Raw genomic sequence first — 17,337 nt, 5'->3', positions numbered from 1 at the left:
TCTTGGGTTTACAGGGTTATGCTAAATCCAAAGTTGAACAAACGTTGTTGTGGATAAACGAGTCCGTTAGCTGCTCCGATTTCTGGATCAATTCCAAACTCCTTCACATTGTCAAAAGAGAAAAGGTTAGTACCATTGGCGTAGATACGAAGGGCAGTTATTCCGATTTTATCCAAAGTAGCAGGAGATAAGCGGTATCCTACTTCTAGGTTTCTAAGTCTCATGTACTTCACATTGGTCAACCAGAATGTGTTTTTTCTATTGTACAAGTGATCTGCTCCAAATCTTCTGATAGCAGGGTAGTGACCTGGGATCCACTCGCTGTCTGCGTTGTATAAATCTTCTCTGTGCCATCTGTCTTCAAACATAAAGTCTGGAGAAGTACCATTATTTTGGAATGGATATCTAAGCTCCCAGTTTCTGTTGAATGTCTGCATAGAAGCACCAGCAAAACCAAGAAAGACATCAAATCCTTTGTAGTTCATCGAAGCATTAATACCGAAACTCGCATATGGATTGGCTCCTTCTGAATATCCAATAGGACGCTCATCCATGCCATTTATCAAACCATCGCCGTTCACATCTTTGTAGATGAAATCGCCTGGTAGCAGGTTTCTATTTCCTTGCCCATCAATATTGACAGGGTGGTTGTTGATTTGTTCCTGACTTTCAAATCTGCCTTCTACCTCATAGCCCCAGTTGATATTTGCCCATCTTCCTTCTTGGTCATTTCTGTACTCATTCCAAGAATTACCAAATCTAGGCTTGTAGCGATCTATAGTTTTCAATCTCGAGATAGTTGCGTTAGCACTAACGCTGAAATTCAATTCGCCAACTTTGCTTGCATAGGTAATAATACCCTCCACGCCTCTATGGGCATCTGATTCTAGGTTTTCAGGTGGTAAACCATAACCTACTTCTGCTGGAAGAAGCACATCGTATCGTCCAGCAGGAAGGCCTGTTCTTCTTCTTTCGAAGATATCTGCCTGTAAAAACAACTTATTATCGAAGAAATAGGAATCCAATCCAAAGTTTATGTTGGTATTGACAATCCAGGAAAGATTAGTAACTGGAATTCCTCTAGGATCAACTCCGGGTACGAATGAACCATTCAAAATTGCGCTTCCGCCGGCAGTCGGGATAAAATTATATCCAGAGTAATAGCTGAATGGGTCTACAATGAATCCACCAGTACGATCACTTCCTGTTTGTCCCCAGGATGCACGCAGTTTCAATCCACTTAGGAATTTACCCGTTACATTTTCCATGAATGACTCATTGGAAACTTGCCATCCTGCAGATACTCCAGGGAAGAAACCATAGCGATTTTCTTCGTCAAAAAGGAAGGTTCCATCATATCTACCAAAAACCTCTAATAGGTATTTCTCTTTGTAGTTATAATTTATTTTGGCTAGATATCCTTCTCTGGCTTCCTGGTAGATCTGATCAATTAATAAATCCTGATCCGCGAAAGACATGAGAGGTATATAATTGTTTGGTGGCACGGTATGCACTACCATGTAGTGAGAATCTTGACTCCAACGCTCATATACACCTATTGCTGAAATGAAGTGATCCCCAAACTTCTTGCTATAATTAGCTTGAAGCTGAGCTACTTTATCAATCGTATTACGCTTTCTTCTTTCCCTCCAAGGATTTTGATTTCCCCATTCCGGTCGAGTTTCATAGATTCCAGTATCCTCATTGTAGATGTAACCATCATAGGTGTATTCGAATCCATCGAAATCAAAATTATTGAAACTATAAGAGTATGTAGCTTTTAAGGATAGCCCGAAGTCGAATTCATATTGCGCGAAGAAGTTAGCCTTAATTGCTCTATTGATTTCATCAACGTAGCCTGTAACTTCGTTCGTGTAGGTTGCAGGGTTCACATTGATATTGTGAACATCTCCATTAACATAGTTAGGATTATCATTCGCATATGGTCTTTCAGTTGGCCACATGGTGAAAATACTCAAGAATGGATTGAAATAATCATCTAGACCAGGTACACCTACCTGCTCTCTATTTTCCAGACGACCACTAAGTTGAGTACCTACAGTAAATCCATCTGCCAGTGTCATATCAATATTCGACTGAAAGTTAGTTCTCTGGAATAAGTAATCATCAATAAGTGCGTCTTGTCCCAAATGAGAAAGAGAGAAGAAATACTTCGTGTTTTCAGACCCTCCGGTAGCACTTGCATTGATTGAGGATTGCGGGACGTTTGGCTTCATGATGAAATCATAGTAGTCAAAGCTTTGAAATCCCCGCTCAGTTCCTTGTTCCCATTTTGCCAAATCCTCAGGACTGATGGTTGGTGTTCCACCCAAGTTTACTTCTGATTCGGCATTTGCGCGAACGTGCTGAAAAGCATTGGCTGGCTGAGGATATCTGGTAAAGTTTTGTAGTCCATAATATCCTGATAATGAGATTTCAGGTTTTCTATTTTGGCTGCCTCTTTTGGTAGTAACTAGCACCACACCGTTGGAAGCTCTCATACCATAAATTGCAGCTGATGCATCTTTCAATACAGAGATAGTCTCAATATCAGATTGTCCTAGGTTATTAAATTGTGCTGCATCTGAGGGAATCCCGTCAATTACGTATAAAGGAGCACCCATATTTCTAATTTGAATGGATGTGCTAGCTCCTGGACGCGCATCTGTCTGTCTAGCAGTCACACCTTGCATTTTACCTACTAAAGCACCAGAAGTAGTGATAGCTGGAGTTCGTAATAGGTCTTCTGCTTTTACTTCACTGACAGCTCCTGTAATAGTGCCTCGCTTCTGAACACCATATCCTACAACCAAAACCTCTTCGAGATCGGCAAGATTTTCTGTAAGTGTTACGTTAATTGTGGATTGATTGCCTACCTGGATTTCTTGTGAATTAAATCCAATGAAGGTGAATACCAAAGTACTTTCAGAGTCTGGCACCGAGAGGGAATACCTACCATCCAAATCTGTTGCTACGCCTGTAGTCGTGCCTTTCACCATTACGGTGACACCCGGTAGTGGGAAACCTTTAGCATCATATACAGTGCCGCTGACATCGATAGCCATATCATCCATAGTAATATTTGCTGACTCTAACTTATTAGCAATACTCTCGGTGATACTTATAAAACTTGACAACAACAACATACAGATAAAAAAGGCACTCTTTTGTAAAGAATTACATTTCATATTATTATGTGTTAGATTGAAATAAACATTATTTTAAAATCAATATTATTCTACCCTGCCTAATTTTAGACAAGTACCATTAGTACAAATTTCTAAATCATTGAAGAAAAATTCTGAAAAAACTAGTCTTCTAAATAAGATTATGAAACCGATTTAATCCGCTGATATACAGATTATTAAAATTTTTAGGGGACTCTTGTGAGTTTTGTGGAGAGCTTCTCAGAGAAAGCCATGTGTGCAGGTAAATACAGCCTGCATGAAGTGTTTTGACATTGGTTATTGGGTTTAGTTAGACAAATAATTAAAACAAAATATGTTCAATTTATTCTTCGACGAATCTTCCTGCTGAAGTAAAGTCGGAGGTAAATTTTCATTTTGCGACTTGGCCTGGTTGGTCTTCAAATTTGGCTAGGCCAGATCATTTTTTTATTTTACTATTTACTCGATACTAATTTCTCGATATAGATTTTAAAAAACCAACTGTATAAAACCTTTTATTTACTGTTTTATGACCAAAAATTAAATTATTAAAGTATGTTTTGGCTAGAGTATTTTCTAAAAATATTTTTTGGAATATCTCATAATAGATATGAAATCAAGTCAGTTTTGCAGGAAAAAATCATACAAGTATTCTCAGGTAATTGCACTATATGCTAATACCATTGGATGTGTATCAGGAATTCAAGAGGATAGCAGGCACAACATCAAGACCTTGTCCCTAATTTCTTGATTTTTATGGATTATTTCTATTAAATGTAATTATTTCATAAGTTCTTGGCTAATAATTATATCCCAAATTGCATTATTTTTATATCTCTTTACAGAGAAAATTATAGCAAATTAAACCACATGTAAATTAGCTTAAAGTAGAAGTTATCGATATACTCATAAAAGGTAAATTAAGCAAATTACTTTCTGTGAAGAGTATTAATAAGCATGTTAACCTTGGGTTTCAAAATTTAATTGTAGGCCAACCTTCTTCATCCCAGTCAATTTCTTTGATAACCAGCTTGGATCGTCCGTTATCTTCCTTGTCATATCCATGGGCTACAAATAGTGTTTTGCCATCGTAATCATATACCGAGCAATGTCCAATACCTGCATATTTATCGGTTTCTCCTGCGATTAGCTCTCCACCACCTGCAAACATAGGCTTATCCTCCTTGTCTATATATGGTCCACGGATATCCTTTGACCTGCCAACTATTGTTTTATAAGTGCTATTCAAGCCTTTGCAACAATAATCTATAGAGGCAAAAAGATAAAAATATTCCCCTCTTTGGTAGATATAAGGGGCTTCAATTGCACCATTTCCTGCATTATCGTCTGGCCTTCCAAAGGTGCGCTCTTGTTGAGCAATTCCGTACCACTCTTGTGGTTCTGCCACTGATTTCATATCTGGCCCAAGTTTAACCAACTTCAATCCTCCCCAAAATGAACCGAAGGACAACCAGCCTGTAGTTGTACCTGTTTCCTCTTCGACAAAAATCACATTTGCGTCAATCGCATTCCAATAGTCTCTTCCTGGAACCGATTGTAAGATCATACCCTGATCCTCCCATTTATAATCGGAGCTTGTTTGATCCAGGGTCTTGTTTGTCATGACGCCAATTGCAGAGGTGTTTTTCCCAAAGGCAGAAGGTGAATAATAGAGGTAATATAGGCCATTGTAAAATTGAATGTCTGGAGCCCAGAAACCTCCTCTATAACCTGGAACAATATCATTAGTCACCCATTCCAGATTTCTAGGAAGTGGTTCTATTCTGGTCCAATTTTCTAAATCACTACTCTTGGCCACTCCACCGTGAGTCATAAAAAGGTAGTATAAACTATCCTGCTTCATCATCACCGGATCGTGAACAATTAATCCTTTGCTATCATCTTGAACACGTTGGGCCATAAGTCCTGTGGCAAAAAGCAGGTAGGCAATAAAAAAAGCAGCTGTATAATGAGCTAGTTTAAGTTTTGTTTGATTAGGAATAGTCATTTGGGTAAGATTTTTATGTAGCATAAACAGAGGAAATAATAATTTTAACCATCTGAATATTAATATGTCAACGAAATGGAAATGTAGTTTTCAAAGTCAATATTCAGAGATGAACTGAACCAAAACTTATTTATGATACTGAATAAATCAGAAGTGCTTTGGTGTTTTGAGTTTACAGTTTCTTCTTGAATTTCTAGGTTTATGGCTTCAGGTGTTTGCCAAAAAACTTTTCGATTGCGGGATCGGTCACCTCGAGTTGGCTTGAATATGCCACATCATGACCACCACTTACCTCTATATATTCTATTTCCGCACCTGCATTCTTCATCTTCGTTACAAAATCTCGCGTAAGGACTGGCTTTACCACCGGATCTTCTGTTCCTTGAATTAGAAGCATTGGAGGATGGTCTGCGGAAATATATCCTATTGGCCACCAAATTGGCTTGGACATTGGAGTCTCACGACCCAACTCAGTAGGAGGAGAGCCTGCAGCGACTGCATTTACATGGCTGGAATATTCTTGATAACTTCCATTACCTTCTAGTTCCGCTAATTCTGAAGTCATGCCAAGCATCAAAGCTAAATGTGCCCCAGCTGAGTGACCATAGGTTCCAATTCTTTCAGGATCTACATGTAATTCCTCGGCATGTGCGCGTAGCCAACGAACCGCATTTTTAACATCTTCAATACAGGCAGGAAAGCCAGCTTCACCTGTTAATCTGTATTCAACATTGATCGTTACATATCCTTTCTCTGCGTAATCAACCATCATATTTTGATAAACATCCACAGACTTAGAGCCCATGGACCATCCTCCTCCATGCACTATCACAAGAGCTGGGCGTAAGGCGGATCCTTGATCATTTGGTGTAGCCAAGTCCAGCTTCCACGCATTACTCTCTCCCTCACGATAAACAATATCTCTTTTAATAGAAATAGCCTCATACTCAGAGGTTAGATTAGAATCTTTTTTAGGGCCTTGGGCTATTGAAATAATAGAAAATAATAGCAGCAAGAGTAGGGTCAGTTCCAGTCTTTTTTTAAACATGATTATTTTAGGGTTTATGTTAATTCTGGGTTTACAATACGTAGGATATAACCTTACAATACATATTTTGAGATAAAATATGCAATGATGTTTACTTCCTAACAGTACTATGGTGGGATTTTTTTTGGCTGTAACTTTCACCCTCTATTAGAATAAATAGAGTGCACGGAAAGAAATTAATACAACTAATGGAAAAAGGGGTAGTAGAACTTTCTACTACCTCTTGATATACTTGAACCCAATCTCAAACTATTTAAAATTTACTTTTAAGATAGCCTGTTTACTTAATAATTTTTTGGCCAGATTGGCCATTTTTCAGCTTTTATTACAGTTTCTATTAATTACTAGTTGGGGTAAAAAAAATTAGATTTCCAAACTGAATTAATAAAGACTCTTGTTCTAAATTACGTATACTTTTTACAGTGTTTCAAATTACTTTTTCCCATAAAGTGAGAAGAAGACATACTAGATTTTTCTGCTTTCATCTAGCAAAATTCAGGAATCAAACTTTTCGAACTCTTTAAAACTATATCAGCTTCAAGTCACTATGGTCTGGACTTAGAATTGAAAAGATTTCCTTTATCAATTGATTAAATTCCTTCAATTTTTGATTCAATGCAATTGGAATAATCATATTCAAATCAATTCAAACTTTGGTGCTCAGAAGTAAGATTGCTTTTCTCAAATTCTCTACTTTCAAAGCCTGCTCATTAAATACTTCACTAATTTCTTTTTTTAATTAATGAATTTCTTCCTGTTTTGATTTAAAAAGTGACTGAATTATGCTTATTTATATTATTCTAGCCCTTGAATTGTATAGTAAATCAGACACTAATCGTGAAAAAGACCTAAAAAGAATTTAAAATTGCTTTGAATACGTTTTTTGTAATCAGAGAAATTAAGGGGTATAGGCTTGATTTTTTAGCAGCATTTTCAGGTATAAGACTAAGTGAATTTCTGATTGAAAGGAAGAGAGATACCCTAGATTGAGGCGACATTAAGCGTCCCCAAAATTGAGGTTGGGCTTGAAGGACTCAATCAAATCTTAAGGTTGATGGTTTAATTTAGTCAGTTCTTGTTGCCACATTTTTTTTGAAAACTGAATACACCTCTACCTATTAATATCAAAAAATTATCCCTTTCGACAGAAATTAGATGTGAAATCTAGCTGCCAGATTGCTGAAAGTGGATGGCAAGTATAGCTTAAGCAAAACAGCTGATAATAATTCCTGTGTTCTGACTTGATCTCAATTTATAAGACTGAAGAGAAAATTTGTTAGTAAGGTTCCTTTGTGCCGTTAAGTTTAGCGCATGTTGGTGTTGCTGCCTTTTCAATGCCTATAAACCAAATAATTATACTGAAATCAGTTTAAAATGATAATTAGACTCTTCTTTCTTGTTCCAAGTGATCTCTCGGCTTAAATGATAAAATGCTTCCAGTAGAGTTGCATTTTTCATTTTACCTGCATCTATGGCTTTAAAGCCTATTAACTCGATTAATCTTTTTATCCGGATTTTTTCCAAGTTTGAATCTCCGCAAAAGTAGGTTTCCTTCACTATTCCCAGCACATCGGAATTTGGATAATCAAGTCCAAGGTTATTGAAAGCTTTGAAAATTATAGCTTTTGGAGCTGACCTGCGAATCAACTGTGTATTCCCAGTGCTCAGCTTTTTATCATAATCGCCGTTGGTACAATCGATTATAATCTTGTCTTCCAGATCCACTTCTTTTAGTTCCTGGCAAACTTGTGCCAAATGCTCATTTTCACAGCAAATCAAAACTATCTCCGATTGTATGATAGCAGATTGGAAAGGGCAAAGTCTATCATAGAAACGGTTGAGAACCTTCCATTCGGCTTCATCAATATTAAAATCTGTGCGGACACCAAATACGACAGAAAGTCCTGCATCTATGTATTTTTTGCCCAGGGATTTGGCTAGGCTAGTTCCTCCAAGGATTCCTAATTTCATATAATTCTTCTTTTTAAGTTAGCGCTGGAGGATGGGTAATAAACTGTCCAAACACTGATTTGAAATGACTAGAAACTGATTGCAAACAGGCACCTGAGCATAGATATTAATGGTAGTTCAAGTGACTTTTTTAACTTCCTTTTCCTTAGCACTTTTCTAATTTATGTCTTGCAGAAAAAGAATAAAGCTTTGAAAACTAGTATAATACAGTTGAAATTCAAAAGGAAATTTTGAAATAAATGATAGGACTTCATGAAAATCATAAGTTGGGATTGAAAGTCCAAAAAAGTGAGTTTATAAATTTAAACCCTCACAAAATATTTTTCTCGAGATGGTATTATTTGGGGAATATAGCACGAATCAGGAATGTGCAGGCGATAAATGCTATAAAACTATATGAGCCAATTCGACCTCATAATTATCTCTTTGGGCTTCAGATAATTGGAAATAATTAGTCTTAATCCTACTGCCAAATAGCAGTAAAGTTCTTGTAGATGAGGTAGAGTCTAACCTTAGAATTTTACGAGGTTTCTAAAAATAATTATAGAAAAGTATTAAGAGATTTAATGGACATTAATCCCTCGTATTATTGTCATTTATGATTATCCGCAATGATGCCAGTCACCTTATATTCTTTCCTTGGTTGGCTGCAAGACCCCTGCCCGAACTGCAGGCGGGAATGACCGAAGACCGAAGCGGCCTCAAAGCTAGAGTATACCATCTATTAAGTCGCTTTTATCTATTTACTGGTAACAAAGCAGATATACATATTGTCATTTCTTTCAATCCAATCTTCTTTTTACTTCTTCCTTTTGCCCCTAAAAAAATCAGGATTGGCTTTGACGCAAAAAGAGGGCTGAGCGTTAAATAAAGTACCTATGGGCATTTATATCGAAGAGCCAGGATGCGGACAGGGCCACGACATCCCATCACGCCAACACTACAGAAGATTGTAGTAAATGAATTAGGTAATTGCTTTTACGGGATTACATAGTTAGTGGTGTAGTAGATGAACTGTAGTAGTTTAGTGAATGACTACGAAGTAGTCAAGCTATTAATAGCCATGGGTGCAACCCATGGTTAAAGTGTGACCAAATATTACCCCTCCTGCACAAAGTTATTTTCTGGAAATGAATTCTATTGATTTATCCTTTTGGGGCTTATGGTATAGAAAACCCATAACAAAAGTGGGGGAGTTTGGTTAAAATGACATGTCGACCAAGCCTATAAAACCCAAAGAAGGGCAAGAATCAGTTTGGGACTATCCACGTCCTCCAAAACTTGAATCTTGCAAAAAACACCTCCGTATTGTGTTTAATGGTGAAATCATTGTTGATACGAATAACTCCTTTCGAATGCTGGAAACCAGCCATCCTCCCACGTATTACATACCTCTAGATGCTTTCAAAGAAGGAGTTTTGATTCCTGTTCAAGGTTCTACCTATTGTGAGTGGAAAGGCACTGCCAATTATTACGATATACAAGTAGGGGCCAAAACTGCTTCTCGGGCGGCTTGGGGCTATCTCAATCCTAATAAGGCATATCCTCAACTCAAAAATACCATTTCCATCTACGCCCATCTAATGGATGCTTGTTATGTAAATGAAGAAAAAATCCAGGCCCAAGAGGGAGATTTTTATGGTGGCTGGATCACTAGTGACATTGTAGGACCATTCAAAGGAGCTCCAGGAACTTGGGGATGGTAAATAGGTTTGAGGGATTTGAGAAAGGGGATTAGAGATTTAAAAAGTTATGGATTAGAACGCCATTGCGAGGATAAATTAAGGACCGAAGGGAATTGATTTCGACGTGGCAATCTAGGCTATAGCTCCCGAATCAAACTTAACAAAGTAGAAAAGTAACTTTTCATTTGCGACAATATTTTGCAAATGCATGATTGCGAAGTACACAAAAAAGCCTCCAAAATCTATCTTATGTACATTTTGGAGGCGGTTTTATTTATGTCCGAGCTGACTATTCCCTTTAGCTTAATCCATGTTTTTCTTTTCTATTACCCATCCTTCTGATTTCGCTAATGCTGGAGAGTCGCCAGTGAAAAGCTTTCCTGCTTCCTCATCTCCTTTCAATTGCCAGAGATACCAATTTAGTGCTACCCGGGCAAATTCTCCACCATGTGGCTGTGCATAGGTGCCCCCATGTCCCACATCCAGATTGCCTACAAATACAGGAATATGATTGATACGACTAAAATCGTCCATACCATTTCCATAAGCTATGTCTGATTTTCCACCCAGTAAATAGAGTGTAGGAACTTTGATTCTTTGCAACTGTTCCTTACCGACCTGTGGCATTCCAGACATTCCACCTCCAGGATTCCCCAATACACCGCTATTAAATACGCCAACCGTGGTGATTCTAGGATCATCGGCAACCTCTATAGTTTGCAAACCTCCGCAGGACATACCGCTCACTGCAATGTGCTCCGTATCTATCTTTTGATAGTAGGGGCTGCTAGGATCATTATTTTGTGCAATGGCCCAGTCTATGGCATCCAGTAGTTTTTGTGATTTGGAACGGGTATCAGTCTGTTTGGGCATCGTGCCAATTGCGACAACCAGAAAACCATGAGAAGCTATTTCATTCAGAAAATTGACATGCTCCCAGGGAGAATCAAAACAGGCACCATTGCCCCATGCTATCAATGGGAGCTTTTGTGCTCCGCCAAATGACTCTATATCTTGAGGTCTAAAGATGGTATGTGTGGGCAAACTGCTCTCCGAAGTCATGACAGCTGGATACGTACCTGTGCCACCATTTTCAATAATTTCGCTTACGGTGCTTTTTTGAAAAACAAGATGTTCTGAAAAGAAAGGCAAGGCTTTGGTTTCAATGCGTTCCGCGATGCGGTTCAAATGGTCACCTTCGTAGCTTTCATATAGGTGCTCGATCTGGTAGGAATCCAGTACCTCATGCAGCTTTTTGGTAGCAGCGCTGATTCCTCTATCTTCTGTTCCGGCATCCATTCCTATGGCTTTTAGCCTTTTCAGGTTTGGGATATACTGATCAATCGTGGTGAGCGTTCGGCTTGCGATGATCTTATTGATAATATCCTGACGCGGCGAGCCATCCTTTGCAGGAAGGTCCAAATAAAAGGGAGGATTTTGGGGATTTGGTGCAAAAGCAGCAGAAGTAGCAAGGGCTGCAATTTCTCCAAAGGATGCATCATCAAGTTGTTCCGAAGTGAAGTTTTCCAATTTTGAGATCATCTCAGGATTGGTCGATGCTCCGCCATCCATACAGCAGGGGCTTAGGGCGTAGATGGCAGCATAAACATCAGGATATTTCATACCCAGACGGAGTGTGCCATATCCACCCATGGAATGTCCGGCAAGTCCTCTGCTGGCCTTATTGGCTAGGGTTCGGTACTTGGAATCTATGTAGGTCACCAGCTCTTGGGTGACAAAGGTTTCCCAGTCGCCTATAGTAGCCGAACTTGCATACATGCTTCCTTTAAAGGTGTTAAAAGCATTAGGCATCACGACAATCATCTCTTTTGAACCTTCATCGGCGAGGGACTTTTCGATCACATTCTGAAGGTTGATCCAATGATCTTCCCATCCAAACCACTGGGAATCCGTGTCGGTAAATCCATGAAGCATGTAGAGGACAGGGAAGCTTCGGTCTGGATCGGATTGATAAGAAGGAGGGAGGTAAACTGTCACGTCCCGGTCTGCAGGATCACCGATCAGGTTTCCCTCCAGCGCCCTACTATGTACTTTGATTCGTTCTTTGGTGCCTTGTTGGGCTTGAGAGACAGTCAAGCCAAGGCATAGGAGTAGCGGAATTAGAAAAGTTTTTTGCATAGGTTATTAGGTTTAGGTTATTGCTAAAAATAGGTCAAAATGAATTGTTGTCCAACCGACTTAGGTAAGATAGAGGGCTATTGGAATGAAAGAATATTGAAAAAGTTGGATTGAAAATACTACAATAGTTGGTTCGAGATTGAAAACTAAGTTTAGAGAGGAAAAATGCATCCTGTATCTTGCTTGACGATTTCACCTAAGCTAGAATTATGAACAAAACGCTTCAATCCATTTCTAAATTATCATTCTCTGAATGGAGGAGCATTTTGATAAAAGTAAAAGAACGCATTGTCGAAAATAATGTGGTAATTATTTCGGCTGGAGTGGGCTTTTTTGGATTTTTAGCCATTTTCCCAGCTATTATGGCTCTCATTTCCATCTATGGAGTTGTAATGGATCCTCAGCAAATTGAGGAACAGGTATCCAAAATCAGTTCTTTAATTCCGGAGCAGACCCATAAAATCCTTCAATATCGGGTGGATAATTTTATCAAATCCGAAGGGGAATCTCTAGGCTGGGGTACTTTTTTGGGAATTCTGCTGGGCATTTGGATTGGCAATCTTGGGACAAAATTCTTGTTTAGGGGAATAAATATTGCCTATGAGACCGAAAGTAAAAGAGGGATCATAAAAAACAACGGACTTACCTTATTATTCACTTTTGGTGCTATCATCCTAATCATTTTAAGTGCTGCCTTGATTGTAGCATTTCCCGCAATCATTGAGAAAATAGGTTTACCCGATAATCTTGAAAGCCTTATAACTTGGTTGAGGTGGCTAGTGATGGGAATTATTCTGGTGGGGAGTATTAGTATGATTTATTATTTTGGGCCTAAAAGAAGGCGTCCCGGTTTTATGTGGGTCATTCCCGGTGCTGTTTTAGCCTCCTCTTTGTGGCTTCTGGCTTCCTGGGGATTTTCATTTTTCATCCGTAATTTCTGGAATTTAAGTGAAATCTATGGTTCGATTTCCGCAGTTGTCTTTCTCATGCTGTGGCTTTTTATCAGCACTTTTATTATTCTCCTGGGTGCTGAATTTAATTACGGAATAGAAAATCATGTCAGGGGGGAATCGCTCTAAGATAAAGATTGAGGTCTACTTTCACTAATCCTTCACAGCCAAAGAAAGGAAAAGGTCAGAGAACGTTAAAGGAGGGAGTTATTTTGTGAAAATGGGTCAAAATTTTGTGGTTCAACCATTCTAGGCAAACAGCGGGATAGTTGTTTTTTACCACAAAGTCGCAAAGCACACAAAGGAATGATTCGCAAAGAATTAAATAACAGTTCCAGAGGAGCAACAACTTGGTAGCTCAAGGATTATAAATGAGGATAGTATGACTACGAAGTAGTCAAACCATTAATAGCCATGGGTGCAACCCATGGTAAAAAGGTAATCGTGCAATTTCCCTCCCGCCCAATATCATATTCTGGAAACTAAAGCTTCTGCGGGAGGCTGGAAACGGATTTCATTTAAGCTATCCTAGCTAAAAATTTAATGGCCAGACCTCTTTCTCATTAATTATCATATATTTAGATCCAACCTTCTTTCTCTCGTTCTTTTGCCTTGACGCAAAAGAACCAAAAAGTCAAGACTCAGCAAAGCTCCCACCGCACATGCCGGACGCTGGCCCGCTGCTGCGTCTTCCCACCGCGCCTACAAGAATAGCGATTGTGGTAAATGAAATTGATCCTGTTAGTAGAAGGCAGGTCCGTAGAAGGGGCATGTTTGTAGCCATGGGTTTCTACTTAGAAGGAATTAAATGTTAGGTGAATAAAGCAAGACAACGAAGTAGTCAAACCATTAATAGCCATGGGTGCAACCCATGGTAAAAAGGTAATCGAGCAATTTCCCTCCCGCTCAAAGTCATTTTTTGGAAACGGATGTTCATGCGGGAGGATGGAAACGGATTTCAATGTTAAGATGATTTCTGGTTTCGGCCTGTGAAGACGCAGGCGAAGTAAGCGGATTAATTGTGGTTCTCTAGCACGTCATTGGGAGAAAAAATAAATCACCGTAGAGAGGTCAACTATTTGTAGTCAAATGGTATCGTTAGGTTTCATTTTTGGTAGGGTTGATGTCAATCGGGAAAAGGTGGTTCGCCAAAACGGATTGCTGTTATTTTTTAAAGCATCAGATAGGTCTAGGCTGGGAATTACAAATTCCTGAAAAATATAAAAGCGTAGATACAATCTACGCTTAGGGGGGGCAGGCTTTGACGCAAAAGAATATCGGGACTCCCACCGCACATGCTGGACGCTGGCCCGCTGCTGCGTCTTCCCACCGCGCCCATACAAAAGTGATTTTGGTATAATTTTATGATTGACCTTGGTGGTTCAAAATTACGTCTGGATTTATTATGCTCGCGAAGTAGTCAAACCATTAATACCTGTCCGACGAGGCGGAGCTGCGGGTGCAACTCGGGGTAATAGAGATATCAATTCAAAGGGTTTTGGCCAAATTGATGTCAACCTTGACAGATTGATTCTTATTTATCCAGCATCTTCTTCAGCAACTCTACTTTTTCCCTTTCGGATTCCAGCAGTCGCTCATAGAGCTTTTTGTTTTCTTCTAACGCTTCTACCAACTTATCGATGGCATTGAAAGTAGGTTGGTAATTAACTGAACTCGCAATTATTGTAGATTGATCTTTACTATCGTTATGATACGTATTTGAAATAATATTAAAAACTGCTTCTTCATTAAAGTTCTTAATCGCCTCAGCAGGAACCTTTAATATCTCCGCCACCTGCTGGAGAAGATCTTCTTCCACTTCTTCTTTTTGCTCAAGTAAACTGATTTTCTTTTGGGACCAGTCAGCCCCAAGTTCAAAGGCAAGGGCTTCCTGCTTGATGCCCATCATTTCCCTGAATCTTTTAATATTTCTACCGTGGTGGATCTTTTCGTTCATTGTATTCTTAGTGATATGGGAAATTAGGAAATTCTCCTTAGAGTCCTTGAACTAAATTATTTCATTTCTGCCATCGGCACAAGGAAAAGTAGTAAAATAGACGCTTTCTGTCGGAATAGTTTATTCCATTTTATAAGATAAATCATCCTACGCTGGAATATAGTATCCCAGTGAAATTTAAGTACTTGGATCAGAATCAACTGTTAAATCCATGACATTAATCCTTCATCTGCATCTTTCAGATATTTATTATTATCTATCTCTTTGGGCAATAATATTGCTTCATTGCTTGAATCTGACTCCTCTCAAATCATTGAATTTCTTCTTCAAGCATTAGAAATCAATCGCTCGCTAATCGCAGCCATGAATAAGGACTGGGATACAGAAGAGGAATTATACCAAGCAGTTCAAATACTTACAAATCAACAGAAAGAGCTGGAATATAAAGTAGCTCAGAAACTTAATCCGTAAACGCTTTTTTCTTAGCAGAATGAAATGATATACTCCATAAATTAAACCTTGCCAATCATGAATTTAAACTTCGATCATACCGCAGAGGAACTATTCGAATATTACAGTGAAGAAGATATTTCCTATTATCTCTGGGAGATGTATCAGTGTTGGTTACTGGAGCTTTCGCAGCTCGATAAAACCCACCTGGAGGTCAGCAATAGACAATACTTTTTCCAGCTTTTAGCCACACAGGTCAGCAAGAATCTGCAGCAGTTTAAAGCAAAAACTGTTACTACTCCTGAATAGTCTGTCTTGTTAGAAGGTAGTGGATTTGCAATCAAAATAAGAGGTTTATACAGGGTTAATACAGAGTTTATTTAAGATTTGTATAAGTTTTAAAAAAATTAAGTAAGTATAATCCATGTAAATAGTCTGACCATCAGCTGCTTTACTATTTGATTAGTATTTACTTTTCACTACTTTTCTTGTAGTTTAACTTTTAACCAAAAACACTATGGCTACTATTTCGGATTCCAGCATTATCCAGCCAGAAGGAAAAGTAGGAGGGTTTACCTTCTACAAACTCAATGGTAAAACCATTATGAGGAGTTTGCCCAAAGGCCCTCATAAAAACAAAACCAATCCAACTACTCTGCAGAAAGTATATAGAAACAGATTGGCAGAGGTCAATGCATACCTAAGACCTCTGAAACAGGTACTCGATTTTGGTTACCAAAACTTTCTGGATCAGAAGACCAGTGTCAACTGGGCACATACTGATTTATCTACCAAAGGATATAATCATCAGGCAATTCCCAGAATCAATTCCGCTTACCTACAAATCAGCAAGGGTAGTTTGGTGGGAGCAATTGAGGCAAAAGCAATAAGGGAAGTGGAGCGGATCAAGATCTCTTGGCTAGCAAATTCAAATGAAGCCAATGCTAGTCCAGGTGATCGAGTGAGTGTATTGCTCAACCAACCTGAAGAGGAGAGACATATTTGGCTACAGGAAGTTGGGAGAAGAAAAGACTTAGAAGTATCAGTTCCGCTTTCACCAAGTGATTTGGGCTTGGAATGGGAGGTTTACCTGGTGTTTCATAGGCCATTGAATAATAAGAAGGTGCTGATTTCTGATTCTGAGTATTTGGGTAGGAGGTAGTGATCAGTTTTTTTTAACCGCAAAGTCGCGGAGGGCACTATGGATTCGCAACGAATTAAATAATTGCTCCAGAGGAGCAATAGCTTGGTAACTCAAATATTATTAATGGTTTGACCACAAAATCCCCCTTCCGCCCAATATCATATTCTGGAAATGAAAGCCTCTGAGGGAGGATGAAAACGAAACAATTTTTATTCATTTCTATCCGTTCTTTTGGCTTGACCCAAAAGAACCAAAAAGTCAAGACGTGGCATCCCGATAGCTATCGGGACTCCCACCGCACATGCCGGACGCTGGCCCGCTGCTGCGTCTTCCCACCGCGCCTACAAGAATAGCGATTGTGGTAAATGAAATTGATCCTGTTAGTAGAAGGCAGGTCCGTAGGAGGGGCATATTTGTAGCCATGGGTTTCTACTTAGAAGGAATTAAATGTTAGGTGAATAAAGCAAGACTACGAAGTAGTCAAACCATTAATAGCCATGGGTGCAACCCATGGTAAAAAGGTAATCGAGCAATTTCCCTCCCGCCCAGAGTTATCCTATGGAGACGAATATGTCTGCGGGAGGCTGGAAACGGATTTCAATGTGAAGATGTAGTCTCATTTCGGCCTGTGACAAAATCCGAGGCATGTATATTTCGAATTTAAAATTCCTTGAATAAGGGCTTTGGGTTACAAATCCCTAATAGGATTTAGTTTAACCTGGACACTATTATTTACTCTGAAACCTTAAAAATTTTATAAACAACCTTTTCTTAGGTGCGAACTTTTATATCTTTAATACTTAGTACTTCTGAAAATT

The 17,337-nt window shown here is 38.9% G+C and carries 12 protein-coding genes; 6 read left to right on the top strand and 6 right to left on the bottom strand.

Annotation, left to right across the window (positions count from 1 at the left end; all coding sequences use genetic code 11):
• Positions 1-8: 8 nt before the first annotated feature.
• From LV83_RS08300 to LV83_RS08285, 4 genes are all read right to left on the bottom strand, one after another.
• Positions 9-3,107, bottom strand: coding sequence for a SusC/RagA family TonB-linked outer membrane protein (locus LV83_RS08300; protein ID WP_394335799.1), 3,099 nt, complete (start codon positions 3,105-3,107; stop codon positions 9-11).
• A gap of 1,033 nt (positions 3,108-4,140) precedes the next feature.
• Entirely contained in the window at positions 4,141-5,199 is a 1,059-nt protein-coding gene (locus tag LV83_RS08295) for an arabinan endo-1,5-alpha-L-arabinosidase (protein ID WP_245947022.1), read from the bottom strand.
• 175 nt (positions 5,200-5,374) lie between these two features.
• On the bottom strand, positions 5,375-6,223 hold the full coding sequence (locus LV83_RS08290) for an alpha/beta hydrolase (protein ID WP_111611086.1): 849 nt from the start codon (positions 6,221-6,223) through the stop codon (positions 5,375-5,377).
• A 1,353-nt stretch (positions 6,224-7,576) separates the two neighbouring features.
• Positions 7,577-8,194, bottom strand: coding sequence for an NADPH-dependent F420 reductase (locus LV83_RS08285; protein WP_111611085.1), 618 nt, complete (start codon positions 8,192-8,194; stop codon positions 7,577-7,579).
• A 598-nt stretch (positions 8,195-8,792) separates the two neighbouring features.
• Here LV83_RS08285 and LV83_RS08275 point away from each other — a divergent pair.
• Both LV83_RS08275 and LV83_RS08270 read left to right on the top strand, forming a co-directional pair.
• Positions 8,793-9,065, top strand: coding sequence for a hypothetical protein (locus LV83_RS08275; protein ID WP_111611083.1), 273 nt, complete (start codon positions 8,793-8,795; stop codon positions 9,063-9,065).
• Positions 9,066-9,405: 340 nt separating this feature from the next.
• Complete coding sequence (locus LV83_RS08270) at positions 9,406-9,900, top strand: DUF427 domain-containing protein (protein ID WP_111611082.1); 495 nt, start codon at positions 9,406-9,408, stop codon at positions 9,898-9,900.
• Between the two features lie 282 nt (positions 9,901-10,182).
• Here the strand turns inward: LV83_RS08270 and LV83_RS08265 are convergent, their stop codons facing one another.
• Positions 10,183-12,018 carry an alpha/beta hydrolase-fold protein gene (locus LV83_RS08265; protein ID WP_111611081.1) on the bottom strand — a complete coding sequence of 612 codons (1,836 nt, stop codon included), beginning with the start codon at positions 12,016-12,018 and terminating at the stop codon, positions 10,183-10,185.
• 209 nt (positions 12,019-12,227) lie between these two features.
• On the opposite strand from LV83_RS08265, the gene LV83_RS08260 reads away from it, so the two are divergent.
• Positions 12,228-13,097 carry a YihY/virulence factor BrkB family protein gene (locus LV83_RS08260; RefSeq protein ID WP_111611080.1) on the top strand — a complete coding sequence of 290 codons (870 nt, stop codon included), beginning with the start codon at positions 12,228-12,230 and terminating at the stop codon, positions 13,095-13,097.
• A 1,405-nt stretch (positions 13,098-14,502) separates the two neighbouring features.
• Here the strand turns inward: LV83_RS08260 and LV83_RS08255 are convergent.
• Positions 14,503-14,925: a helix-turn-helix transcriptional regulator gene (locus tag LV83_RS08255; protein ID WP_111611079.1), complete on the bottom strand. Its 423-nt coding sequence runs from the start codon at positions 14,923-14,925 to the stop codon at positions 14,503-14,505.
• Between the two features lie 264 nt (positions 14,926-15,189).
• Here LV83_RS08255 and LV83_RS08250 point away from each other — a divergent pair, with 264 nt between their 5' ends.
• The 3 genes from LV83_RS08250 (at position 15,190) to LV83_RS08240 (ending at position 16,537) form a co-directional block, all read left to right on the top strand.
• Positions 15,190-15,396, top strand: coding sequence for a hypothetical protein (locus tag LV83_RS08250; protein WP_111611078.1), 207 nt, complete (start codon positions 15,190-15,192; stop codon positions 15,394-15,396).
• A gap of 57 nt (positions 15,397-15,453) precedes the next feature.
• Positions 15,454-15,684 (top strand): hypothetical protein, encoded by a 231-nt coding sequence (locus tag LV83_RS08245; RefSeq protein WP_111611077.1) that lies wholly within the window; start codon positions 15,454-15,456, stop codon positions 15,682-15,684.
• A gap of 208 nt (positions 15,685-15,892) precedes the next feature.
• Positions 15,893-16,537 carry a DUF6266 family protein gene (locus LV83_RS08240; RefSeq protein WP_111611076.1) on the top strand — a complete coding sequence of 215 codons (645 nt, stop codon included), beginning with the start codon at positions 15,893-15,895 and terminating at the stop codon, positions 16,535-16,537.
• Positions 16,538-17,337 lie beyond the last annotated feature (800 nt).

The organism is Algoriphagus yeomjeoni (assembly GCF_003259505.1).
GTDB lineage: Bacteria > Bacteroidota > Bacteroidia > Cytophagales > Cyclobacteriaceae > Algoriphagus > Algoriphagus yeomjeoni.
The sequence above is the reverse complement of the archived record's forward strand: the minus strand, read 5'-3'. Positions and strand labels throughout refer to the sequence as shown.

Excerpts from the sequence above, each read along its gene's own strand:
- LV83_RS08295 (WP_245947022.1), bottom strand. The coding sequence starts at position 5,199 with ATGCTACATAAAAATCTTACCCAAATGACTATTCCTAATCAAACAAAA.
- LV83_RS08260 (WP_111611080.1), top strand. The coding sequence starts at position 12,228 with ATGAACAAAACGCTTCAATCCATTTCTAAATTATCATTCTCTGAATGG.
- LV83_RS08265 (WP_111611081.1), bottom strand. The coding sequence starts at position 12,018 with ATGCAAAAAACTTTTCTAATTCCGCTACTCCTATGCCTTGGCTTGACT.
- LV83_RS08290 (WP_111611086.1), bottom strand. The coding sequence starts at position 6,223 with ATGTTTAAAAAAAGACTGGAACTGACCCTACTCTTGCTGCTATTATTT.
- LV83_RS08285 (WP_111611085.1), bottom strand. The coding sequence starts at position 8,194 with ATGAAATTAGGAATCCTTGGAGGAACTAGCCTAGCCAAATCCCTGGGC.
- LV83_RS08245 (WP_111611077.1), top strand. The coding sequence starts at position 15,454 with ATGAATTTAAACTTCGATCATACCGCAGAGGAACTATTCGAATATTAC.
- LV83_RS08240 (WP_111611076.1), top strand. The coding sequence starts at position 15,893 with ATGGCTACTATTTCGGATTCCAGCATTATCCAGCCAGAAGGAAAAGTA.
- LV83_RS08275 (WP_111611083.1), top strand. The coding sequence starts at position 8,793 with ATGATTATCCGCAATGATGCCAGTCACCTTATATTCTTTCCTTGGTTG.
- LV83_RS08255 (WP_111611079.1), bottom strand. The coding sequence starts at position 14,925 with ATGAACGAAAAGATCCACCACGGTAGAAATATTAAAAGATTCAGGGAA.
- LV83_RS08270 (WP_111611082.1), top strand. The coding sequence starts at position 9,406 with ATGTCGACCAAGCCTATAAAACCCAAAGAAGGGCAAGAATCAGTTTGG.